The following is a 23,962-nucleotide window of genomic DNA, read 5'->3' as shown; positions in this document are numbered from 1 at the left end:
ATAGTAGCTTAAATTGGAATCTTTCGACTTAAAAAAAATAAAGTGAAGAGGCTATAAAGAAATAAAAAAGGTTAGTATATTTGCACCCGCATTAGGAGAAATGGCAGAGTGGTCGAATGCGGCAGTCTTGAAAACTGTTGAGGGTCACACCTCCGGGGGTTCGAATCCCTCTTTCTCCGCTTGGGAATTGCCAAATTCCACCAGAAGCCCGTAAACATTATGTTTACGGGCTTTTTTATTTTACCCGATATCAAACTAAATCAACAAGGTACGACCGCTAACGCGGCCTTCTTGATGAACAATAAGACCAGATTTTTAGGTAGTCCAAATTCTGGTTTCATTGTTGTATGATTTTATTATATTTCCGTAGAAATCATCGAACTGCGTTTAGCGGGTTGTTATGGTCAATTAAACTGAACAATATGAAACCACTTTTTCAAATCTTACTAGGTGTCTCCATTTTATATGGATGCTCTTCTACCGAATCCTATGATGTACTTATCAAAAACGGTCAAATTGTTGATGGTTCCGGTAATGCATCCTATACAGGTGATATTGGCATAAGAGCGGATACTATTGCAGCTATAGGCAATCTACAAGGAGCAAAAAGCGAGTTAGAAATCAATGCTTCAGGTCTGGTGGTAGCTCCTGGTTTTATAAATATGCTCAGCTGGTCCGTAGACGCTTTGATAGAAGATGGTACCTCTCAAAGTGATATCAGACAAGGTGTGACATTGGAAGTTTTCGGAGAAGGGTGGTCAATGGGGCCATGGAACGAAAAAATGAAAAAAGAAGAACAGGAAAGACAAGGCGACATCAAATACGAGATCAAATGGACGACACTGGCACAATATCTGGATTTTCTGGTTGAAAAAGGTATCTCCCCCAATGTGGCTTCATTCGTAGGTGCTACAACGCTTCGGATCCATGCCATTGGATTTGAAGACCGACCACCTTCAGATGTAGAGCTTGATTCCATGCGATTGATGGTAAAGCAAGCTATGGAGGAAGGAGCCTTGGGTATTGGCTCATCGCTAATTTATGCTCCTGCATTCTATTCCAGTACCGAAGAATTAATTGAAATCTGCAAAGTGGCAGCTGAATATGATGGGATGTACATATCACATATGAGAAGCGAAGGCGGAAAAATATTAGAGAGCTTGGACGAATTGATACAAATTGCTGATAAAGCTAATATTAGAGCAGAAGTCTACCATCTTAAACAAAGTGGAAGAGCCAATTGGGACAAGTTTGATGATGTGGTCGCAAAAATTGACTCAGCTAGGTCAGCAGGTTTGCAAATCACTACGGATATGTACACGTATATTGCCGGAGCTACAGGTTTAGATGCCTCCATGCCACCTTGGGTTCAAGAAGGAGGTTATGATAAATGGGCAGAGCGGTTACAAGACTCTGTAATTCGCAAACAAGTTATAAAAGAAATGACCACTCCAACTGACGAATGGGAAAGCTTGATGCAGGCAGCAGAATCTGCGGACAAAATAATGCTAATTGGATTTAAAAATGATAGTTTGAAATACCTCACAGGTAAGACCTTAGCTGAAGTAGCGAAAATGCGAAACCTGTCCCCAGAAGAAACAGCGATGGATTTAGTGATTCAAGATGGTAGTAGAGTTGGAACAGTGTATTTTTTGATGTCAGAGGAAAATGTAAAAAAGCAAATTGCGTTACCCTATATGAGCTTTGGTTCAGATGCTGAATCTTCTGCTCCCGAAGGTGTTTTCCTTAAATCGAGTACACACCCTCGTGCATACGGCAATTTTGCCCGTTTGCTTGGCAAATATGTGAGAGATGAAAAAGTGATTTCCTTGGAGGAGGCTATCTATAAACTAACTACCCTCCCAGCCACCAATTTGAAAATCAAAAAACGTGGAGCACTAAAAGAAGGCTTCTATGCAGATTTGGCAATATTTAATCCAAATGAAATTCAAGATCACGCGACATTTGAAAAACCTTTGCAGTTCTCGACAGGTATGGTACATGTTTTTGTCAATGGAACTCAAGTACTTAAAGGTGGAGAACATACTGGTGAATTGCCCGGACAAGTGGTTAGAGGACCTGGGTATACAAATCAAAAAAGCCCACGACAATAAATAAACGGCATTAAAACGACCTTTTATTAAGGTCGTTGGAGCTTATATAAAACAAACCTAAAATTTATTGATGAAGTTTACATTAAAAAAAATAATTCACTTTCCTATTGTCAAAATAGTTTTTGGGATTACAACCTGTCTTGGAGTACTTATCGGAATTCAAAATTTAGTTACAAAACCTTTGATACATAACTTTATTGACAGCAAGCCAATTGGAGATACTATTATAAATTACATTTCTGTTGTTGTTTTATTATTTAGCTATTTTTATTTTTTCAAAATATATGAAAAAAGAGAAATCAAAGAGCTGTCTAAAACAAATTTAAAAACAGAATTATTAGGCGGTTTTCTATTTGGTTTTTTGGTTTTATCGTTGGTTATATTAATTCTTTATCTACTCGGTTACTATACTGTTGACAGTATTTCTGATTTTTCTTATCTACTAGCACCATTTTCATTTCTAGTAATCGCAGCTTTAATAGAAGAGGTTTTTTTCAGGCTGATTATATATAGAATTATTGAGAAATGGCTAGGAACTTATTTGGCTTTGATAATAATATCTATAATTTTCACAGTGCCACATTTGTTGAATGACAATGTTACAGTATTGTCTGTTCTACTATTATTAAGCTTTGGATTTGCACATAGTATAATGTATACCTATACAAAAAGATTATGGTTGCCTTTTGCGTTTCATTTAGGATGGAACTTTGCGCAACCTTTTTATGGTTCAAATCTCTCTGGAACAGAAGAAGGTCATATAATCAATTCTAATTTTGATGGACCCATTTTACTAATAGGAAGTGACTTTGGTATAGAAGATTCTATTTTGTCTATAATTTTACTACTCATAGTTTGTATTGTATTTTTGAAATTATCAATAAGAAAGAATAAAATAGAAAAAACAAGCTACAACACTGTATAAAATTAATTGCTGATAAAAGCCTACTTCTGAAAATCTTCGCAGGTTTTTAGTTTGGTGTGTACTTGCAAAGCTATGTGCTAAACCAAGCAACGAATCATATACAACACGTCGGCAGTAATTCGATGCAAAAAAGAGCTTAACAATTGCCAATTCAGCAATTCAGCAATTCACCAATAATAGCAACTTTCGAGAAGTATGTTAATTATTTGATTAAAAAAAATTGGTTTGAACTAAAATTAAGAAAATGCAGACAACAACATTTCTAACGTTTGTAGGTGATCAATGCGGAAAGGCTGAAGAAGCGATGAATTTTTACACTTCGATCTTTCCGAATTCGGAAATCAAAAGCATATCAAAATACTCGGAAGGAGAGGCTGGAGGAACACCAGAGCTTATCAAATATGGAGTATTTACATTAAATGGTACAGAGTACGGGGTTTCCGAAAGTAATTTTAAACACGCTTGGTCATTTACACCAGGAGTATCACTGTTCGTTGAATGTGACTCAGAAAACGAGATGCAAATTTTATTTGAAGAACTTTCTTCAAATGGAGGCCAAATTATGGTTCCTCTTGATAACTACGGTTCGGGGAATTATGGCTTTGGTAAAAAATTTGGATGGTGTGAAGACAAATATGGTATTTCATGGCAACTGAACCTTTCAGAATAATTTCAAATTTTAATATAAGCCGCACGGATACATCTGAAAACCAAGTGCTTTCACAAATTGCAAAAAACGCTGAAGCTACCCAAAATCCATAATTTAGGTGGTAACAATGTGTATGACCTATACGATATGATTTTTTCCATAATGGGATTGATTATGGTATATTCCATTTTGTTGTACACCAAACCTATGATTACTATTGAAAAATAATCAAAAAGAAAAAAGATGAAGGAACCAAGTGCTATACATCCTGACTTTCTCAATTTTTTAGAATTAAAAGACCCCCATTTGATAGAGCTATTTATAGACTTAAGGGTATTTATCCTTGAAGTTTACCCTGATGCCAATGAATTGCTATATCACACGCATGCCTTAACATCCTTATTTTCCATTTCCGAAAAAATGTCGGATGCATTTTGCATGATACCAATATATACCAATCACTTGAATTTAGGTTTTAACAAAGGAACCATAATCGAAGATAAGCACAAACTGCTCACAGGTACTGGGAAATTGATTAGACACATTCCCATAAAAGCCGTAAGCAATTACCGCAATGAAAAAGTAAAGGATTTGATTAAAGCAGCGGTTAATTTAGCTATTGAAGATATGGACAAACCAAGCAAATCAAAGGGGGAAATAATATCAAAAATAAAAACCTCAAAATAAGCTAGTTCATTACAACGTCAAGATCAGTTATAGCTTACATAACTAAGCACAGAATAATAAAAGCCAAGTTATTCGAAGAAAAAAATCTCCTAGAATTTCTCTTTACAGTCTAAAAACATAAAATGTTTAACTAATATTAAAAATGGTTAAACATTTTGTATCTTTGTTTTATCTTAAGAAGAAGAAACAGATTAGAAATAATTTCAAAAACCCCCAGAAAATATGTTCGGATTGTTCAAAAAGAGAACAGAAAAAGAAAAATTGCAAGAACAGTACGCAAAACTTTTAAGAGAAGCCCATGGATTCTCAACATCAAATAGAAAACTAAGTGATCAGAAAACATTTGAAGCAGAGGAAATAATGAAACAAATTGATCAACTGGTCTAATATCATCAACTTAAATGGGATATGAAAAAAAGCCAGACAACGTGGTATTTGACCAAGGGAGTCAAAAATACGACGCTGCTTTAAAACCTTATGCAACAAATGTTGGTGCACCCGTCATTACCGCGACAGATAGTATTGCCTGGAAAAATAGAAGCATCAACAAAGTTAACCATAAGGTTAAAACCAAATATTTAGAGCTTAAGGCTGAGTATGAAAAAATGATACATGAATTTGAGTATAACCAACTCATTTTCAATGCTAAATTTAGTTTTGAACCTATTATTGGGGAAGTCTACCATCTGTATGAAAGAAATAATACAGAATCTTTTTTATCTCTTATAGCGCCTAATCAATGTAATTTTAATATTCTCGGAAGTTTTTATTTAAATGCAGATCAGATCTGGGAAAAAGTGACATCTCTCGATGACAAGTAATGAATCGTTCACCGAAAGAGAGTTAGATCGTATAATAGAAATGGCGTGGGAGGATCGCACCCCTTTTGAAGCAATTCTTTTTCAATTTGGACTTCAAGAAAAAGATGTCATCAAACTCATGCGGGAGAGTCTTAAAAATTCCAGTTTTAAACGTTGGCGAAAACGCGTAAATAGTGGAGTCAGTCAAAAACACCTAAAAAAACGTAACCCAGACATCAACCGTTTTAAGTGCTCAAGGCAAAAGGCTATTTCTGGAAATAAAATCAGTAAGCGTTAATGACTAGTACTTTGGAAGACAATCTCAAAAATAAAAACCTTAAAATAAGCTAGTTCATCATATCAGGTCTACAAAATGTGGCAAAGTCTTAAAACAACAGTAATTACCATATATAAACGAATTAGTAAACTGAAAATAAAGTCAGTTGAAACCCATACTACTTTTAACGGGAACAAATTTCTGAATATCTTTAGCAAATCATTCTTATTTATCAAAAATGAAGTGCAAGTTACTTTCTATAATTGTATTATTTATACTTCTCGGGTGTGCCAATACAGCGCCCAAGGAAATCTATAAATCTGATAGTTTAATTATAACAAAACTAACAGATAACACCTACATACACACATCCTATTTGAAGACCGAGAGTTTTGGAAAAGTTCCTTGCAACGGACTGGTATATAAAAATGGTTCCGAAGCCATAATTTTTGATACTCCCACAACAGACTTGGTTTCAAAAGAACTTATAGCGCAGTTAAAAAACAATTTCAAAGTAACCGTAAAAGCCGTAATAGTAACCCATTCTCATGATGACTGTCTTGGAGGTCTAAATGCATTTCATGATGCAGAAATACCATCTTTTGCAAACCAATTGACAATTGAATTTGCAAAAGAAGCGGATAGCACAGCAATTCCTCAAAACAGTTTTCAAAATGAACTTATAACTAAAGTAGGTGATGAAAGTGTTGTAACTGTATTTATGGGTGAAGGCCATACAAAAGACAATATTGTAGGCTATGTGCCAACAGAAAAAGTGCTTTTTGGAGGATGCTTGGTAAAAGGACTAAACGCTGGTAAAGGCTATATTGAAGAAGCCAATGTAAATGAATGGCCAACTACTGTTCAAAATGTAAAAAACAGATTCCCTGAACTACAATATGTAGTTCCCGGTCACGGAAAACCAGGTGGTATAGATTTGTTGGATTACACGGTTAAGTTGTTTTCCAATGTAAAACAGCAATAGTCCGGTAATAAATGGAAATGAAAGAAACCCGTATTAATAAATATCTAAGTGAAGTAGGATATTGCTCCAGACGTGCCGCAGATAAACTTATAGAGCAAGGTAGGGTGACCATAAATGGAAAAGTGCCTGAAATGGGCACCAAAGTAAACCCTAAAGATGAAGTAAGAGTTGACGGAGAGTTAATTTCTGAACCCAAAGAAAAACCTGTTTACCTAGCTTTCAATAAACCCATTGGCATTGTTTGCACCACTGATACCAGGGTTGAAAAAGACAACATCATTGATTTTATAAATTATCCAAAGCGAATTTTCCCTATTGGCAGATTAGACAAACCAAGTGAAGGTCTCATTTTTATGACCAACGATGGGGACATCGTGAACAAAATTCTTCGTGCAAGAAACCATCATGAAAAGGAATACTTGGTTACGGTAAACAAACCTATTACCTCAGAGTTTATAAAGAAAATGCAAAACGGAGTACCCATTTTAGATACGGTCACCAGAAAATGCAAAGTGGAACAATTAAGTTCAAATCAGTTTAAAATTGTACTAACACAAGGTTTAAACAGGCAAATTCGTAGAATGTGCGAGTACTTGGACTACCGTGTCAAGAAGTTAAAACGTGTCCGTATCATGAATGTAGACCTAGATGTTCCTGTGGGTAAATGGCGCCACTTAACAAACAATGAACTTATGGAAATCAATAGATTGGTATCCGATTCTTCCAAGACCCACTACTAAGAAAAACATAGCCATTTTAAGGAATTGTGTTCCCAATCAAGCGGGTTTGTAGTTAAAAGCACAACTGAAACTATCATGGCATGAGCGGTTTAGCAGCAGATGATGTCGGTCAAAATGCAAAAAACATCGTTAATCAACATAATGCGCTTACACACATGTTAAATTGTTAAAATATTTTCGATAAAATACACTTTTTTATCGTTAAAATTCAAAACCTATGAAAAATTGATAAGTAATCCTCAAAAATCTTTCCTCAACTTTGTCATGTATTAACCCCCAAATCCCAAAATCATGACACGCATATTAACCTACAGTTTGACATTAATTATCGGTTTGTTTCACATGAATCAGATTACAGCACAAAATCCGATGAAACTTGAAACCAGTAAAGAAGCCATCAAAATAAATAACGGTAATGGTCATTTATCAACACTTGAAGGTTATATTCCTTCCAAGTCAATGACCAAAGATGGTAAAACGGCTTACTTCAGCCAATCCAGTGAGCAAAAACCATTATATGGAGTGTTTTCAAAAAAGGAGCAAATACACGAAATCTATCGTGCTGAAAAAATAAATGGTAAATGGAGTAACATTACCAAGTTAAAGGTATGCCCAAAATACGCTTCTGCCAAACACCCAACTGTTTCAGAAGATGGCAAACGTCTTTTCTTTGCCTCCAATATGAGAGGTAGCTATGGAAAATATGATATCTATGTAGCCGATATCAAGGCGGATGGAAGTTTAGGTGTATCAAAAAACCTTGGGCCAAAGGTAAATACCAAAGAAGATGAATTATACCCCAATATATACAATGGCACCCTTTTGTTCTTTGCCTCTGAAGGCCGAGATGGATTTGGAGGTCTGGACCTCTATGCTTCTCAAGTATCATACAACACCCTTACTCCTTCTGTAAACCTTGGAAGTCATATTAATAGTAGTAGAGATGATTACGCCATACAACTTGATCTAGAAAAAGGAGAGAGCTATGTGGTATCCAACAGAGGAGAAAACCACACTATTGAACAAGTGACCATCGCCTATAGAAGGCAATCTATGGATAATACCATGGTAGCTTATAGTGATGAAAATCTTAAAACAGCACTAAATGCTGAAACTTCAAACGAGTACACCAGCACTTCCTTTGAAGATTAAAAAAAATAGATCGGTTCATTACCTCAGGGTTAATCTGATTTTGTCAAATATCGAGATGCTATAGTTGACCTATGATGAACTAAACAGGGGGAACTGAAGTTTATCATAGAAGCGGGTTGTATTATTTCATTCGGACCGATTTACTAAAAATAGGATGCTCCAATAGGGCATCCTATTTTGTTATATACGGTTAGGTGACTATTTGATTTTTAAAGCTTTACATCGATTCTCTTTACGCATATTTCATTTGTTATAATAGAAATAGAAAAGTGCATTTGAACGAAAAAAGCCACAAAAAGTTCTTCTGAAAGAAAAAATAGCCTAATTTAATTTTCGAAATAATACAAGATCCCAAATCTTATACCTATGAAAAAAGCTACAATTCTCAGTGCTACATTAAGTCCCCCTGGCCAAATAAGGGTTCTTTTTTAGCACTCCAAAAACTCTTTCTACACCACTTTGATTTAATCCTTTACAGGATTGTTATCAGCATGTCCATCTAGGGCATCGGTGAAGCTTATCATTGCGTTCCAAATCAATATTCTGAAACGCAACCGCTTTTCCTATGTATTCCCTTATTCGGATATGGCAGACAGGATACATCTTGCCTTAAATTAAGGTAAAATGAAGACAAGCAATGACAAAATCAGATAACCCAAATCTAGTAAACATGAAAACTAACCCTTTAAAAATCGCGATTATTGATAGTGATGAAAAATTGCACCCCCTTTATAGATTTTACTTTAGCGATGAGTCGCGCTATCAATTAGTAGAAATATATACCTCAGTAAATAAATTTATGTGCCGTTCAGCAAAAACTGACCCCGATATTGTTGTTTCTGAAGTTAATCTGACCGGAATCTCAGGAATTGATGGAATATCGTATTTCAATAAGCAAAGTGAAGCTCCTAAAATCTTAATGACAAGTCAGAAATGTGATTTCAAAATTATAAAAGAAGCTTTTAAAAAGGGAGCGGACGGCTTTTTGACCAAACCTTTGACCAAAAACCGGTTCTTTAATGCTTTAGAGGAGTTACATCATCATGGAGTGGTCTTGGAACATGATATTGCCAGGAAAATCATCCACTCTTTTCAGATAAAAACTTTTGAGAGGTTTTCAAAAAAGGAAAATCAAATTATTGAGCTCCTCACTCAAGGATATACGTATAAAATGATTGCGGATAGGCTCTGCGTAACACCAAGCGCAGTGAATTTTCACATTCAGAATATTTATGTAAAACTTAATGTGAACTCGAAAGCCGAAGCTTTGAAGAAGCTTCAAGAGATGGAAATACGTCAATTGAACGCAGCGTAGCCAATCCTTTTAAAATAAAAAAGCCCGCAAATTGCGGGCTTTTTTATTATGTATTTTGAAAATTTACTTCACTTCTTCAAAACCTATCCTTCGACTTTGCTCTGGATAGGCTACTTGACTTCTTCGAAGTCTACGTCTTCTACGTTGTCACCTTCAGCACCACTATCACTTGCTCCTGCATCACCTGCAGTTGCATCCTCAGCTCCATTGGACTGCGCAGCGTCAGCTTGTGCTTTGTACATTTCCTCTGAAGCCACTTTCCATGCTTCATTGATTTTTTCCAAAGCTGGCTCAATTATCACCAAATCTTTGGTTTCATAAGCCTTCTTGAGTTCTTCCAAAGCCTCTTCAATTGGCTTTTTCTTATCATCAGATAATTTATCACCAAATTCTTTAAGTTGCTTTTCTGTTTGGAAAATCATTCCATCAGCTTCATTCAACTTATCAGCAGTTTCTTTCACTTTTTTATCCGATTCAGCATTAGCTTCCGCTTCTGCTTTCATTTTTTGAATCTCTTCTTCGGTCAAGCCAGAAGAAGCTTCAATACGAATATCCTGTGTTTTGTTCGTAGCCTTATCAGTTGCAGATACCTTTATGATACCGTTTGCATCAATATCAAAGGTTACCTCAATCTGAGGAGTACCTCTTTGTGCAGGTGGAATACCATCCAAATGGAATCTACCAATGGTTTTGTTATCCTTAGCCATAGGGCGCTCTCCTTGCAGCACATGGATTTCAACTGAAGGTTGATTATCCGCAGCAGTAGAGAATACCTGAGATTTCTTCGTTGGAATTGTGGTATTAGACTCAATCAATTTGGTAAAAACACTACCCATAGTTTCAATACCAAGAGAAAGTGGTGTAACATCCAATAACAATACATCTTTAACATCCCCTGTCAATACTCCACCCTGTATTGCTGCACCAACGGCTACCACCTCATCAGGATTCACTCCCTTTGAAGGTTTTTTACCAAAGAATTTCTCAACAGCTTCTTGCACCGCTGGGATACGTGTGGAACCACCAACTAAGATGATTTCATCAATATCACTTTTTGAAAGCCCTGCAGCTTTTAAAGCTGTCTGGCAAGGTTCGATAGTTCTTTTTACCAAATCATCTATCAACTGCTCAAATTTTGCGCGTGATAGTGTTCTTACCAAGTGCTTAGGGCCAGAAGCAGTAGCCGTAACATAAGGTAAGTTTATTTCGGTTTGTGGAGAAGAAGACAATTCAATTTTTGCTTTTTCAGCAGCCTCTCTTAGTCTTTGCAATGCCATGGCATCTTCACGCAAATCCATTGATTCGTCTTTTTTAAACTCTTCAGCCAACCAGTCAATAATTTTTTGATCAACATCATCACCACCTAAGTGCGTATCTCCATCTGTTGCCAATACTTCAAAAACGCCGTCGCCTAATTCAAGAATGGAAACATCATGTGTACCACCACCAAAATCAAACACTACTATTTTTTGGTCTGTGTCTTTTTTGTCCATACCATAGGCCAAAGAAGCCGCAGTAGGTTCGTTTATGATTCGTTCTACAGTTAAACCAGCTATTTCACCAGCTTCCTTTGTAGCTTGTCTTTGCGAATCATTAAAGTAAGCAGGTACTGTAATAACCGCTCTTGTAACATCTTGACCCAAATAATCCTCAGCAGTTTTCTTCATTTTCTGAAGAATCATTGCTGACAATTCTTGAGGAGAGTACATGCGCCCATCAATATCTACTCTTGGAGTGTCATTATCTCCTTTAACCACTTTATAAGGAACTCTTTTTGCCTCTTTAGAAGATTCTGAGAATTTGTTTCCCATAAATCTTTTGATGGAATAAATCGTGTTGTGAGGATTTGTTACTGCTTGTCTTTTTGCAGGGTCACCCACTTTTATCTCTCCGCCTTCCACAAATGCAATTACAGAGGGAGTTGTACGCTTACCCTCAGCATTTGGGATTACTACGGGTTCGTTTCCTTCCATCACAGAGACGCAGGAGTTTGTTGTACCCAAGTCTATACCTATAATTTTGCTCATTGTATCTAAAGTTATATATATTGAAAATTCATTTTTGTCTCGCTCTAAAAATGTCAATGATTATGCCATGTCAAAGAATATGACAAGGTGTCATCTTTTAAAAAACAGAAGGATAGTATTAATTACATAATGCCTCTTTATCTTTAGCCCCATATAATACCCAAACCATGGAATGTATTAGTGTTTTTGACATGCTCAAAATTGGCGTAGGCCCCTCAAGCTCACACACTTTGGGCCCGTGGAGAGCTGCAGAGCGTTGGATCAGCGAACTCAAGGAGCAAGAAATTTTTGAGTCTGTTCTTAATGTCAAAGTTTACTTGTATGGGTCACTGTCCCTCACCGGTAAAGGTCATGCCACGGATATTGCCGTAGTCATGGGATTGTTGGGGAGCAATCCCGAAACCGTACCTACTGAAAGCATCGGCAATGTGATTTCTGATTTAAAAGCTGAAAAACAACTTCATTTTGATGGCATAAAAAAAATACCTTTTGATTTCACCAAAAACATCATCTTTAAAAAAGAGTTTCTTCCCTTTCATTCTAATGGTATACAGTTCGAAGCAGTTTTGTCATCTGGCAGTTCCATGCTAGAAACATACTATTCTATTGGTGGAGGATTTGTAGTGAAGGAAGAACTCCTCCATTCCAAAGAAAACAAGGCCGTATTCAAAACTTTTCCTTGCCCTATAAAAACAGGTACCGAACTACTCCATTATTGTGAAGAAAAAAACAAGTCTATTTCTGCCATTGTTCTAGAAAATGAACTTTCACTTAGAACAGATTCGGAAATTGATATAGAATTACAAAGGATTTGGGATACCATGTTGGAATGCATGTATTTGGGTTGTCATACTGAAGGCATATTACCAGGTGGACTAAATGTCCGAAGGCGGGCCTTTGAAATGCATGAAAAACTAAAAGGCGAATTCCCCTACTCCAATCCTCAGGAATGGCTGCAAACTATCCGAAAAACAGAGGTTAAGTTTAGACAAATTCTTAAATGGGTGAGTTGTTTTGCACTTAGTGTCAATGAAGTAAATGCCTCTTTAGGAAGGGTGGTTACTGCACCCACCAATGGAAGCGCAGGGGTCATTCCTGCAGTTTTAATGTATTATATGGTCATTGAAAATCATAAAGCAGATTTTGAGCACATCAAAAAATTCTTGTTAGTAGCGGGCGAAATAGGAAGTATCTTTAAAAAAGGTGCTACGATATCCGCTGCTATGGGTGGGTGCCAAGCTGAGATAGGTGTTTCATCTGCAATGGCTGCTGGAGCATTAACCGAACTGCTGGGTGGTTCACCAGAACAGGTCCTAGTTGCAGCGGAAATTGCTATGGAACATCATTTAGGGCTAACCTGTGACCCTATTGGCGGATTGGTACAAGTTCCTTGTATTGAACGAAATTCCATGGGAGCCATTAAAGCAATCAATGCCGCGGAATTGGCCCTGGATACAAATCCAAAGGAAACCAAAGTACCGTTGGATAAAGTAGTAAATACCATGTGGGAAACTGCAAAGGATATGAGTTCCAAATACAAGGAAACTTCAGAAGGAGGATTGGCAGTTGGGGTGTTCTTAAGTGATTGTTAATCTAAATCTCTGCATGGAAAATCAAAATAATTTCAATCAACAACCAAACAACCCATTACATGGTGTAAAATTGGTAGATATATTGGAGCTGTTAGAGGAGCATTATGGATGGGAAGAGTTGGCAAATAGAATTAATATCAATTGTTTCAAAAAAGACCCTTCAATAAAGTCCAGTCTTAAATTTTTGAGAAGAACTCCATGGGCTAGAGATAAGGTAGAGCAGCTCTATCTTAAATTGATTACTGGTAAGTAATACAGCAAAACATACCAAAATATATTAAGAACAAGCATATAGAACATCTTTATTGCTAACATCCCATAACTTTTGTTACCTTACGCCCTGATTTGCAACCAACTATTGGTTACAATTATCCATTCAGACCTACGGCGCCGTGATTTCCATCTCCCGAGACAGCACCGTAATATTGACACATTAAGCACTATTTGATTCCCCCGCTAGAACAAAAAGGAACATTTTATTTACTCTATTCAATTCATGAGACATTCAAAAAAGGTATGGTTGGCAGTAAGCACAATTCTGACCGTCTGTTTATTTGCCTGTAAAAACAAAAAACAAAACCCCGCATTAGCCTCCATCGACCTTAAAAGAGGAGAACTCCTATTATGCAGCACAGAAAGTTTTGGGGAAGTAAATTTTTCATTATCCTGCAGTTATGAGACCAGAGCTACGTTTGATTTAGCATTGTCATTGTTACATTCTTTTGAATATGCCGAAGCTGAAAAAGCATTTGTGAAAGTAATCGATATGGATCCAAATTGTGCCATGGCATATTGGGGCGTTTCAATGAGCATCTTTCAATCGCTTTGGATGCAATCTGACCTTAGTTATTTAGAAAAAGGTGAGAAACTCATAAAATTGGCAAACAAACTACCTAAATCCGATTTGGAAAAGGATTATTTGGATGCGATTAGCGTCTTCTATACAGATTGGGAAAATATTGACAAACTGACTAGACAGAGAATGTATGAAAAGAAAATGGAAGAGCTGTACCATAAACATGAAGGGGATACCGAAGCTGCAGTTTTCTATGCATTGGCTATCCGTGCCGCTGCGGACCCCAATGATAAAACCTATTCCAGACAGAAAAAATCAGGAAAAATCCTAGAAGACCTCTTTGTGGAACAACCCAACCATCCAGGTATTGCACATTATATTATTCATAATTACGATTATCCAGAACTTGCAGCAAAGGCATTGACCACAGCAAGACGTTATGCCGAAATTGCACCAGCTTCAGCACATGCACAGCATATGCCATCACATATATTTACACGTTTGGGGCTTTGGGACGAATCTATCAACACAAATCTAAATTCTGCATCTTCTGCAACCTGCTACGCAGAAAGTGTTAATCCAACTGCAAGTTGGGCACAGGAAATTCATGCAGTTGATTATTTGGTATATGGCTATTTGCAGATGGGAGACAATCAAAAAGCAGCCGAACAATTGAAGGAAATGCAAGAAGTAAAAGAAGTTTTTCCCAAAGACCACTTTGCTGCCACTTATGCTTTAACCGCAATGCCCGTTAGAATGGCTTTAGAGAACAAAAACTGGGAGCAGGCCTCTAAACTTGAATTACCAACGATTAACTTTCCATGGGAGAATTTGCATTGGGAAAAAGCCATGTTACATTTTGGCAAAGCATTGGGTTATTCCCATACTGCGGATGTAAAATCAGCAGAAAATGAACTAGTATCCTTAGAGACATTGCATCAAAGTCTTCTAGATTCAAAAGAGGTGTACAAAGCCGGTCAAGTAAATGTACAAATACATTCCGCCAAAGCTTGGATTGAATTGGCAAAAGGCAATAAGGATAATGCGCTTGTTTTGATGGAAACAGCTTCTAAATTAGAAGGTGAAACTTCAAAACATGCGGTGACTCCAGGTGAAGTATTACCCGCTGATGAACTTTTGGGCGATATGCTCTTAGCTCTAAACAAACCTGTTGAAGCACTAGAAGCTTATGAGGTAAATTTAAAAGGGCACCCTAATAGGTTTAATGGTGTCTATGGTGCTGCAATTGCAGCAAAAAAATCAGATAATAATGAAAAAGCAATATATTATTTTAATCAACTTATTGAACTCACCAAAAGTTCTAATAGTGAACGACCTGAAATAAAAGAGGCCAAAGCATTTGTCCAACAATATGCAAGCTGATTTTAATCCAAAGTATTAAGAACACATTATAATAAGAACATCATGAAAACAAAATTAGGCCTGGCCGTAACAGTGTTAGGAGTATTAGTATCGATTCATTTTTTGACCAAGAACAATTCTACGGGAACACCCAAAAACTATCAGAAAGCGTCTTTTAGCTTTATTAAATGTACACCCACCAAGTATTTATTAGAGGTAGTGGATTCTACACAACAGATTTCTCCTCTTTTTGAAAATTTGGGAGATTTGAGTTTTGCAATCACTACCAAAAATGATAGAGCGCAAACATTTTTTAATCAAGGATTAAAACTCACCTACGCTTTTAACCATGCCGAAGCCCATAGGTCATTTATGGAAGCCTCTCGTTTAGATCCAAAATCCGCGATGACCTTTTGGGGTCAGGCTTATGCATTGGGTCCAAATATAAATGACCCTGTGCCGCTGGATGATCGAAAAATAAAAACGAATGAGGCTATGGCCAAGGCCAAAAATTTAATAACTAGCGCCACACCCAAAGAAAAAGCTTTAATAAATGCTTTGACCTCAAGATATAGTGAAGATTTGACCAAAGATATAGAGGAGCTAAATACAGCATATATGAATGCTATGGCCGAAGTGCTAGAAGAATTTCCAGAGGACGCAGATGTACAAATTCTTTATGCAGCTTCAGTTATGAATACTGTACCATGGAATTATTGGGATGAAGAAGGGAATCCTTCTCCAAACATCGCTGAGGCTAAAGCAGCACTTGAAAAAGCCATGGAAATAAATCCAAACAACCCCGGAGCGCACCATTATTATATTCATATGGTTGAACTCCCAAAACCAGATTTAGCAGTTGCAAGTGCTGACAAGTTAGGAGGGTTAATGCCAGCCGCGGGACACATTGTGCATATGCCATCACATATTTACATTCGGGTTGGGCGTTATTTGGATGCAGTAACTGCCAATCAAGCAGCAATTCTGGCGGATGAGGACTATATCTCGCAATGTTATTCGCAAGGGTTATATCCTTTAGGGTATTATCCCCATAACATTCATTTTCTATGGTCTGCAGCTAGCTTACTTGGTGATAGTGATATTGCCATTGATGCCGCTAAAAAAACTGCTGAAAAAGTGCCTGTTGGCGAATTTGTAACCATGCCTTTTCTACAGGATTTTGCCGCTACCCCAATGTTGGCATACACTAGATTTGGTAAATGGAATGAAATTTTGACCATACCCGCACCTAACCCAGAAATTAAACATTTGAATTTGATACGGCATTACGCTAGAGGAATTGCCTTTATCCGTAAAGGAAACAGTAAAGAAGCCCAAGAAGAATTGGATGCGATTGAAACATTGAAAAATGATCCAGAATTGGCAGATTTGGTAGCTACCGCCAACAATGCATCAATTCATTCCGCCAATATAGCGTATGAAGTTGTAGCTGGGGAATTGGCTGCATTGAACGGTGACACTTCCAAAGCAATAAAACACCTTGAAAATGCTGTAGAATTTGAAGATGGTCTTACCTACACGGAACCAGCGGCATGGCATATACCAACAAGGCAAAACTTAGGAGCTATATTAATGAAAGCCAAAAAGTATGAGGAGGCAGAAAAAATATACAAAGAAGATTTGGATGTGCTTAGACAAAATGGATGGTCATTAATGGGTTTGCACAACAGTTTGAAAGCTCAAGGAAAAGTGGATGAAGCAGAGGCCATAAAACAAGAATTTGATAAGGCCTGGGAGCATTCAGATATTGAAATTGAAACGTCAATCCTATAATAAATGACATTGCTTAAAAAATTCGGACAATCAAAACTACCAGTGGCCTTTATTGCTATTGGTGTTTTGGTTGTTGTTTATTTAATTTTTCAAGAAAATTCAGAATTGCCCGTTTTTGGCCCTAAAGATTTCAACCCAGAATTAGTGGATGTTAGTCTGCAGAATGTTGAAAATCATCATATCGTCGCCGACTTTAAATTGACAAACCAGAATGGAGAGCTTATTACGCAGCAGGATTATGATAATAAGATTTATGTAACTGATTTCTTTTTTACCCGCTGCCCAAGTATCTGCCCCATTATGTCAAACAATATGGAAAAATTGCAACAGGTTTTCTTGAATAATGATGATGTCATGTTTTTATCCATGTCTGTTACACCAGAAATGGATAGTGTTCCTGTTCTAAGAAAATATGCCAATAACAAAGGGGTCATAGATTCAAAATGGAACATCACAACAGGCGACAAAAAGCACATATACAATTTGGCCCGTAAAAGTTATTTTGCCGTTGTAGACCAAGGTGATGGCGGTTTGCAGGATTTTATCCATACCCCCAATTTTATACTAGTGGACAAGACCAAACAAATACGAGGAGTTTATGATGGAACCAACAATGATGAAATCCTTCGATTAATTGATGATATTAATATTTTATCGAATTAATCATTTAACCTTTTTAAACCGCTATTTAAAAGATAATACAAAAGATATTTTGAAAACGTTCTTGATTTTTATTTGTAGGATTAAGCCGGTAGCGAATCTTAGGGCATTACTTAAACAATTAATAGATAGATAGGGGCAGGTATTTTACTGATTACTATTCTGCATTGGCGTAAAACGTAAAATCATAGTCTTCAGAAATTGGAATTTCATAAAGCGTCTTTGTCTTTCCATGCTCTTTTTCAAAAACAACCAATTTTCCTTTTTCTTGCACCACTTTCCAACTTACATTTTCTTCTTTGGCATCAATGTAAATAATATCTCCAATACCAAACCTTTTACTTGATTTCCCTATTGATGTTTCCACATTCCCTTTAATTTCATTTCGCAAGGAGCAACTAACACCAAGTCTAGAGGTTTGATTTTGGAAGGTCATTTGATAATCACGGGTAGAGGATAGTATATTAAAATCAAAAATTACGCTGATTCGTTGTTGTTTTTGCGGGCCGTATATTGGAAAACTTGGAAAAGTAACTTCATCTATGATTACATCTTCAAAAGGAGGTAAAAAGGCCACATTTTCAACAGCCCATTTTTCATGCCTTTTGTTAAGGTTTAGAAATTTAAGCCTCACTTTGCCCCCGTCGACAGTTTCCAAATCGAGGTCAACTCTTTTTTTATCACCCCAAAGACTACGTTGCTTTAACTCAAAAGTTGAAAAATAATCTTCACCTAAATCGCCAATTGTCTCTATTTCTAAAATACCTTCTGTTTCATAGGCAGTACCAAAAATAAAACTGACACTGTTACTACCCGTTTGACATCCATTACCATGGTTGGCTAATACCCAATTTTGGGGCCAATTATTTAAGTAAAGGCCGAAATCAGGTAAATAGAGTGTTCTTGGCTTTTCTTGAATCTTTTCTTTTTGGGTTTCAGCTAGCAAAACCAGCTGTTTTTCATCATTTTTCTTACAACTAAGGTTAAGTATAAAAAGATAAACCAAAAAGAGCAATCTATAATTCATAATCGTCACTTGATCAGTATCTTTTTCAAACTTAAATTAGGGATTAATATTGCGTTTGAACCGAAAAGAGACAATTTTTATTTTTTTGAGCTATTCTTCAAGACAACCTGCCTTACCCCTTGTATCGATTAGATAAATAATCTTCCATTCCCCATCAAAATTGATAAGCTGAAAAGAATTTATGCCACAATGACTAAACTTGTCATTCAACCAAAATTCATAACCTACCCAAGCGTTAGCCATCGTTCTATCCACTTGGATTGAAAATGAGGTCAATTTTTCTTCAAAACTTATACTATCAGGAATGCTGGTTATGGATGTTATCAGTTTTTTAATTTTTTCTGTCTTGAACAGCGTTTTTCCTTGCTTGTTCCTTGCTGTAGTTTGAAGCACTACATCATTAGCCAGTGTACTTTTGATAATCATGGAATCTTGTTTATGAAAACCATCAAAAAAAGTTTCCACAACATCCTTAACTGCTTGCTTGTCATATTCTGAAGCATTTGGACCTTGCGCATTCACTTTAATAAAAGTGATAAGTATGACCAAGAAGATTGATTTTTTCATTTTTCTAGTTTTTTGATTAGAACCCAAATTAAACAAATCTGCTTACATTTAGCCATCAAAAGCAAACCAAATGTCAGTTGCCAAAAAAGAGTACAAAAGGGTCACAGTAAAATCCCTGATCGAAATGAAACAAAACGGTGAGAAAATTTCCATGCTCACCTCCTATGATTATTCCATGGCAAAAATTGTGGATGCTGCCAATGTAGATGTTATTTTGGTAGGTGATTCTGCTAGTAATGTAATAGCTGGGCATGAAACCACTTTGCCCATTACTTTGGACCAGATGATTTATCATGCTAGTTCTGTAGTAAGAGCCGCAAAAAGAGCTTTGGTAGTTGTTGATATTCCTTTTGGAAGCTATCAGAGTGATTCTAAAGAAGCACTGCGTTCCGCTATCAGAATCATGAAAGAAAGTGGAGCACATGCTGTAAAAGTAGAAGGTGGCAGTGAAATAAAGGAATCTGTAAAACGAATCATAGGAGCCGGTATCCCCGTCATGGGACATTTGGGGCTTACTCCTCAATCCATATACAAATTTGGCACCTACACCGTAAGGGCCAAGGAGGAACAAGAAGCTCAGAAACTAAAAGAGGATGCCAAAATGTTAGAGAAATTAGGTTGTTTTGGGATTGTTCTTGAAAAAATTCCGGCAAAATTGGCCAAAGAAGTAGCAGAAAGCGTTTCTATTCCCATAATTGGTATTGGAGCAGGAAATGGTGTAGATGGACAGGTTTTGGTAGTGCATGATCTTTTAGGAATGACCCATGAATTCAACCCTCGTTTTCTTCGTAGATATATGAACCTGTATGAAGAAATGAGCACTGCCATATCTCAATATGTGGGTGATGTAAAAAGCAAGGATTTTCCTAATGAAGAAGAACAATACTAATTCCTTTGACAGATAAAACCATTCATTCAAGCCCTTCTAATCTTGATATTCTACACGAAGACAATCATCTTATTGTGGTCAACAAAAGATCCGGTGATATTGTTCAAGGTGATAAAACTGGTGATGTTCCGTTAAGTGAAGTTGTAAAACAATCTCTTAAAGAGAAATATAATAAGCCAGGTAATGTTTATTTGGGCGTTGTACATAGATTGGATAGGCCTACTTCTGGTATTGTCCTATTTGCCAAAACTTCTAAAGCACTACCCCGTTTAAATAAGCTGTTTGCTGAAGGGAAGACCAAGAAAGCATATTGGGCAGTGGTAAAAAAGGCTCCAGAAAATGAAAGTGGAGTTTTAACGCATTGGTTGGTTCGCAATCCAAAGCAAAACAAATCATATGCATATAAAAAAGAGATTGCCAATAGTAAAAAGGCTATTCTGGAATATAGGGTTCTGAAAAAATTGAATAGTTATTTCCTTTTGGAGATTGATTTAAAAACGGGCAGACATCATCAAATTAGAGCTCAGCTTGCTACCATGGGCTGTTTTATAAAAGGAGATCTGAAATATGGTGCGGATAGAAGCAATAAAGATGGTGGCATTCATTTGCATGCCAGAAGTTTAGAATTTGAACATCCTGTGAAAAAAGAATCAATAAAATTTGTAGCAAAGCCACCTGATGACCCTGTTTGGAATGCATGCCTTTAACTAACGAGTAATGGCCATTGCCTTCTCTCGTATGATCTGACCCACTGGCTTATTTTGTAGGTGACTTTCCAACCATGAAAGAATATCCAAATACAAAAAAGCTCTTTTCTCATACGGGTGATTTTCATATTTCTTCAGCTCATTATATAGCTTTTGAAATTCGTTTCTAAGCTCGCTTGGATAAATATCTCCAAGGCTACGCAAGAACTTGATCATCTCTTTTTGAACAGCATGTAAGTCATTCATTTTCAACAAGAACTTGTACGTGCTTTTAAGTTGCACTTCTAAATGATAGTCCATTCCTGCCTCATAATGTGCAACGAGGCTCAAGACCCTGGCAAAGCACATTAAATCTTCGCGCATTTTTAAGTTTTTGTTGGAGATAATTTTCTTTAAGTAGACAATGCAATTTTTGTTGTCGCCATTTCCAAAATACAAGCACGCTATTTTATAATATAATAACATGATATGATGCTCATCAATCCTATCCCTATGCTTTTTAATTCCATATTCAACAATATTGACCAAATACAATCCCTTATCAAATGTGCCCTCCAAAAAATGCAGGTTTAATTTGTTGGAGTTAATGTACAAAAAGGCCAATGAGGTAATATTATCGTTTTGTGGAAACTTAGGACTATGCACCTGTGCTTCCATTCTCTCCAAGGTTTCCTTAAATTGTGAACCATATTTTACAAAAAATTGAGATTCCAAGAGGTAATGGTTTCCTTTTAAAAAGAATACCGGATTCAAGGCGATCATCTCTTCATTCTCATAAAAAAGGTCCACCCATTTACTAGCATACTTATAGGAAGACAAAAAATCTTGGATCAAAAAACTATACCACAAATGGGCTTTGTAAAGCCATAATTTTTCACGAAAACCTAAATCCTCAAGATTGTATGATGGCAAATGTGCTTCAAAATAGTCCTGTACGTTCCGCAGGTCCTCGTCACTACGTACATAACCAACTTTCAACATCATCCCATACAACTGCAAGGAAAGATTAGAAAGTTTACTGGTCATTACATTATGTGCTGAAAGTTGTTTTGCTTGCACAGAAAGTTCATCAGCTCTATCCGGAATACTTCTTGTTATGTATTGGGTCTCAATTATTTTTTCCAGCTCTACAATTTCATAGGCTACATTTTTCTCTTCATTTTCAATGGCCAAATTCTTGGCCTTATCCAAAATTTTTAAGCTTTGTTTGTAAAGTCCTTTTTGATAGAGAATAGTTGCAAAATCCAATTGTTCCCGTATTTGAACTCGTATATTTTGGTTTACAGGATTTAACCTCAGGCTTACCAATATTTGTTTGTATAGATGTGCTTTCAAGTTGGAAAGCTGTGCTTTTTTAACAATACCACTTTCCAAAATCTGACGCTCATCATACATCCGCATTTTATCCAACAAATTGAAAAGTGCCAAAAATTTGGCATCAGTATTTACCCCCAGTCTACCCACATACAGCTTAAACTGACGCTTTTCTGATTTAGAAAGCGACTTTATCAACACAAATAAGGTGTCTCTATGGGCATTTGTCATCGTAAAAAATATAATTTAAATTACTGTATTTCAGCTGTTTGAATAATATGAAATACAATTTAACGTTGTAATGATTTTTATCATTTTTTAGTTCTTGATTACTCCTACCATATCTTCGTATAGCTTAGATAAAACTGACTAAAATAATGACTAAAGATAAGGTACAAATTTTTGATACTACACTCAGGGACGGAGAACAGGTTCCTGGTTGTAAATTAGATACAAAACAAAAATTGGTCATTGCCGAACGTCTAGATGAGTTGGGAGTGGATATTATTGAGGCCGGTTTTCCTATCTCAAGCCCTGGAGATTTTCAGTCTGTTCATGAAATTGCCAAATTAGTGAAAAATGCGACTGTATGTGGATTGACCCGAGCGGTTAAAAAAGATATTGAAGTTGCGGCTGAAGCCATTAAAATTGCAAAAAGACCAAGAATCCATACAGGAATTGGCACTTCGGATTCTCATATTAAATACAAATTCAACACAACTCGTGAGAAAATAATTGAACGTGCTGTGGATGCCGTTGCCTATGCTAAAACTTTTGTGGAAGATGTTGAGTTTTATGCCGAAGATGCGGGACGAACCGACAATGATTTTTTAGCGCAAGTTTGTGAAGCTGTTATTAAAGCGGGTGCCACAGTGCTAAATATTCCAGATACAACCGGGTATTGTTTGCCTGAAGAATATGGAGCAAAAATGAAATACCTGAAAGAGAATGTTACTGGCATAGATAAAGCAATTCTTTCTTGTCACTGCCACAATGATTTGGGCTTGGCTACCGCAAATTCAATTGCCGGTGTAATTAATGGTGCAAGACAAATTGAATGTACCATTAATGGTATTGGAGAGCGCGCAGGAAATACTTCTTTAGAGGAAGTAGTAATGATTTTAAGACAGCATCCATATCTAAATTTAGATACTGGTGTTAATAGTACACTCCTTTTAGATACCAGCCAGATGGTGTCTCAAAAAATGGGGATGCCGGTACAACCAAACAAAGCAATAGTTGGTTCTAATGCTTTTGCCCACAGCTCAGGCATACACCAAGATGGGGTGATTAAACAACGAGAGACATATGAAATTATGGATCCAAAAGATGTTGGTGTCAGTGAATCTTCTATTGTATTAACAGCTAGAAGTGGTCGTGCGGCATTAGCGTATCGCGCAAAAAATGTTGGGTATGAACTTACTAAACTACAATTGGATGTGGTCTATGAAAACTTTCTGAAATTTGCAGATGTCAAAAAGGAGATAGTTGATGAGGATATTCATCAAATTATCGAAACCAGCAACATTACTATTGAAAGTTTGGCTTGATTGCCCTCTTCCTTTAAACTTCAAACTACCATT

23 protein-coding genes and 1 tRNA gene are annotated in these 23,962 nt (G+C 36.6%); 20 read left to right on the top strand and 4 right to left on the bottom strand.

Going from position 1 to position 23,962, the window contains the following annotated elements; translation table 11 throughout:
- The first annotated feature begins 94 nt into the window (after positions 1 to 94).
- The 12 genes from SJY44_RS10780 to SJY44_RS10725 all read left to right on the top strand — a co-directional run bounded on the left by SJY44_RS10780 (position 95) and on the right by SJY44_RS10725 (position 9,644).
- Positions 95 to 179 (top strand) — tRNA-Ser (locus SJY44_RS10780).
- Positions 180 to 422: 243 nt separating this feature from the next.
- Complete coding sequence (locus tag SJY44_RS10775; protein WP_396589708.1) at positions 423 to 2,114, top strand: amidohydrolase family protein; 1,692 nt, start codon at positions 423 to 425, stop codon at positions 2,112 to 2,114.
- Positions 2,115 to 2,184: 70 nt separating this feature from the next.
- Complete coding sequence (locus SJY44_RS10770) at positions 2,185 to 3,039, top strand: lysostaphin resistance A-like protein (protein ID WP_396589707.1); 855 nt, start codon at positions 2,185 to 2,187, stop codon at positions 3,037 to 3,039.
- 244 nt (positions 3,040 to 3,283) lie between these two features.
- A complete protein-coding gene (locus SJY44_RS10765; protein WP_396589706.1) occupies positions 3,284 to 3,709 on the top strand; it encodes a VOC family protein in 426 nt (141 codons plus the stop codon).
- 222 nt (positions 3,710 to 3,931) lie between these two features.
- On the top strand, positions 3,932 to 4,375 hold the full coding sequence (locus tag SJY44_RS10760) for a DUF1801 domain-containing protein (protein ID WP_396589705.1): 444 nt from the start codon (positions 3,932 to 3,934) through the stop codon (positions 4,373 to 4,375).
- A 222-nt stretch (positions 4,376 to 4,597) separates the two neighbouring features.
- On the top strand, positions 4,598 to 4,762 hold the full coding sequence (locus tag SJY44_RS10755; RefSeq protein WP_298925827.1) for a Lacal_2735 family protein: 165 nt from the start codon (positions 4,598 to 4,600) through the stop codon (positions 4,760 to 4,762).
- Positions 4,763 to 4,776: 14 nt separating this feature from the next.
- The gene (locus tag SJY44_RS10750) at positions 4,777 to 5,196 is read left to right on the top strand and encodes a DUF2452 domain-containing protein (RefSeq protein ID WP_396589704.1); all 420 of its coding nucleotides are present in this window, start codon (positions 4,777 to 4,779) and stop codon (positions 5,194 to 5,196) included.
- A complete protein-coding gene (locus SJY44_RS10745) occupies positions 5,186 to 5,473 on the top strand; it encodes a TIGR03643 family protein (protein WP_298925822.1) in 288 nt (95 codons plus the stop codon). Before SJY44_RS10750 ends, SJY44_RS10745 begins: the two co-directional genes overlap by 11 nt.
- Positions 5,474 to 5,690: 217 nt before the next feature.
- Positions 5,691 to 6,437 (top strand): subclass B1 metallo-beta-lactamase, encoded by a 747-nt coding sequence (gene bla / locus SJY44_RS10740; RefSeq protein ID WP_396589703.1) that lies wholly within the window; start codon positions 5,691 to 5,693, stop codon positions 6,435 to 6,437.
- Between the two features lie 17 nt (positions 6,438 to 6,454).
- Entirely contained in the window at positions 6,455 to 7,177 is a 723-nt protein-coding gene (rluF, locus tag SJY44_RS10735) for a 23S rRNA pseudouridine(2604) synthase RluF (RefSeq protein WP_298925817.1), read from the top strand.
- Between the two features lie 291 nt (positions 7,178 to 7,468).
- Positions 7,469 to 8,329 (top strand): hypothetical protein, encoded by an 861-nt coding sequence (locus tag SJY44_RS10730; protein ID WP_298925815.1) that lies wholly within the window; start codon positions 7,469 to 7,471, stop codon positions 8,327 to 8,329.
- Positions 8,330 to 8,999: 670 nt separating this feature from the next.
- Positions 9,000 to 9,644, top strand: a complete 645-nt coding sequence (locus tag SJY44_RS10725) for a response regulator (RefSeq protein ID WP_396589702.1) — start codon at positions 9,000 to 9,002, stop codon at positions 9,642 to 9,644.
- A 110-nt stretch (positions 9,645 to 9,754) separates the two neighbouring features.
- Here the strand turns inward: SJY44_RS10725 and dnaK are convergent, their stop codons facing one another.
- Positions 9,755 to 11,671: a molecular chaperone DnaK gene (gene dnaK / locus SJY44_RS10720; protein WP_299214078.1), complete on the bottom strand. Its 1,917-nt coding sequence runs from the start codon at positions 11,669 to 11,671 to the stop codon at positions 9,755 to 9,757.
- A gap of 167 nt (positions 11,672 to 11,838) precedes the next feature.
- Between dnaK and SJY44_RS10715 the strand changes: the two genes are divergently transcribed.
- From SJY44_RS10715 to SJY44_RS10695, 5 genes are all read left to right on the top strand, one after another.
- Positions 11,839 to 13,263: an L-serine ammonia-lyase gene (locus SJY44_RS10715; protein ID WP_396589701.1), complete on the top strand. Its 1,425-nt coding sequence runs from the start codon at positions 11,839 to 11,841 to the stop codon at positions 13,261 to 13,263.
- A 13-nt stretch (positions 13,264 to 13,276) separates the two neighbouring features.
- Entirely contained in the window at positions 13,277 to 13,516 is a 240-nt protein-coding gene (locus tag SJY44_RS10710) for a VF530 family protein (protein ID WP_298925803.1), read from the top strand.
- Between the two features lie 243 nt (positions 13,517 to 13,759).
- On the top strand, positions 13,760 to 15,442 hold the full coding sequence (locus tag SJY44_RS10705) for a tetratricopeptide repeat protein (protein ID WP_396589700.1): 1,683 nt from the start codon (positions 13,760 to 13,762) through the stop codon (positions 15,440 to 15,442).
- Between the two features lie 42 nt (positions 15,443 to 15,484).
- Positions 15,485 to 17,215 (top strand): hypothetical protein, encoded by a 1,731-nt coding sequence (locus SJY44_RS10700; RefSeq protein ID WP_396589699.1) that lies wholly within the window; start codon positions 15,485 to 15,487, stop codon positions 17,213 to 17,215.
- A gap of 3 nt (positions 17,216 to 17,218) precedes the next feature.
- Complete coding sequence (locus SJY44_RS10695) at positions 17,219 to 17,878, top strand: SCO family protein (RefSeq protein WP_396589698.1); 660 nt, start codon at positions 17,219 to 17,221, stop codon at positions 17,876 to 17,878.
- Between the two features lie 154 nt (positions 17,879 to 18,032).
- Here SJY44_RS10695 and SJY44_RS10690 read toward each other — a convergent pair whose 3' ends face one another.
- Positions 18,033 to 18,902: a hypothetical protein gene (locus tag SJY44_RS10690; protein WP_396589697.1), complete on the bottom strand. Its 870-nt coding sequence runs from the start codon at positions 18,900 to 18,902 to the stop codon at positions 18,033 to 18,035.
- A gap of 90 nt (positions 18,903 to 18,992) precedes the next feature.
- Entirely contained in the window at positions 18,993 to 19,469 is a 477-nt protein-coding gene (locus tag SJY44_RS10685; RefSeq protein WP_396589696.1) for a nuclear transport factor 2 family protein, read from the bottom strand.
- Positions 19,470 to 19,539: 70 nt separating this feature from the next.
- On the opposite strand from SJY44_RS10685, the gene panB reads away from it, so the two are divergent.
- Both panB and SJY44_RS10675 read left to right on the top strand, forming a co-directional pair.
- Positions 19,540 to 20,358, top strand: coding sequence for a 3-methyl-2-oxobutanoate hydroxymethyltransferase (gene panB, locus SJY44_RS10680; RefSeq protein ID WP_396589695.1), 819 nt, complete (start codon positions 19,540 to 19,542; stop codon positions 20,356 to 20,358).
- A 5-nt stretch (positions 20,359 to 20,363) separates the two neighbouring features.
- Positions 20,364 to 21,065, top strand: a complete 702-nt coding sequence (locus SJY44_RS10675; protein WP_396589694.1) for an RluA family pseudouridine synthase — start codon at positions 20,364 to 20,366, stop codon at positions 21,063 to 21,065.
- Here the strand turns inward: SJY44_RS10675 and SJY44_RS10670 are convergent, their stop codons facing one another.
- On the bottom strand, positions 21,066 to 22,610 hold the full coding sequence (locus SJY44_RS10670; RefSeq protein ID WP_396589693.1) for a hypothetical protein: 1,545 nt from the start codon (positions 22,608 to 22,610) through the stop codon (positions 21,066 to 21,068). It abuts the gene before it with no gap.
- Between the two features lie 146 nt (positions 22,611 to 22,756).
- Here SJY44_RS10670 and SJY44_RS10665 point away from each other — a divergent pair, with 146 nt between their 5' ends.
- Positions 22,757 to 23,929: a 2-isopropylmalate synthase gene (locus tag SJY44_RS10665; protein WP_298925778.1), complete on the top strand. Its 1,173-nt coding sequence runs from the start codon at positions 22,757 to 22,759 to the stop codon at positions 23,927 to 23,929.
- The last annotated feature ends 33 nt before the right edge of the window (positions 23,930 to 23,962 follow it).

Origin of the sequence: Allomuricauda sp. R78024, assembly GCF_044596045.1 — a bacterium.
In the GTDB taxonomy this organism is placed as follows: Bacteria; Bacteroidota; Bacteroidia; order Flavobacteriales; family Flavobacteriaceae; genus Flagellimonas.
Note: the sequence above shows the minus strand (reverse complement) of the source record. Positions and strands in the feature narration are given on the sequence as shown.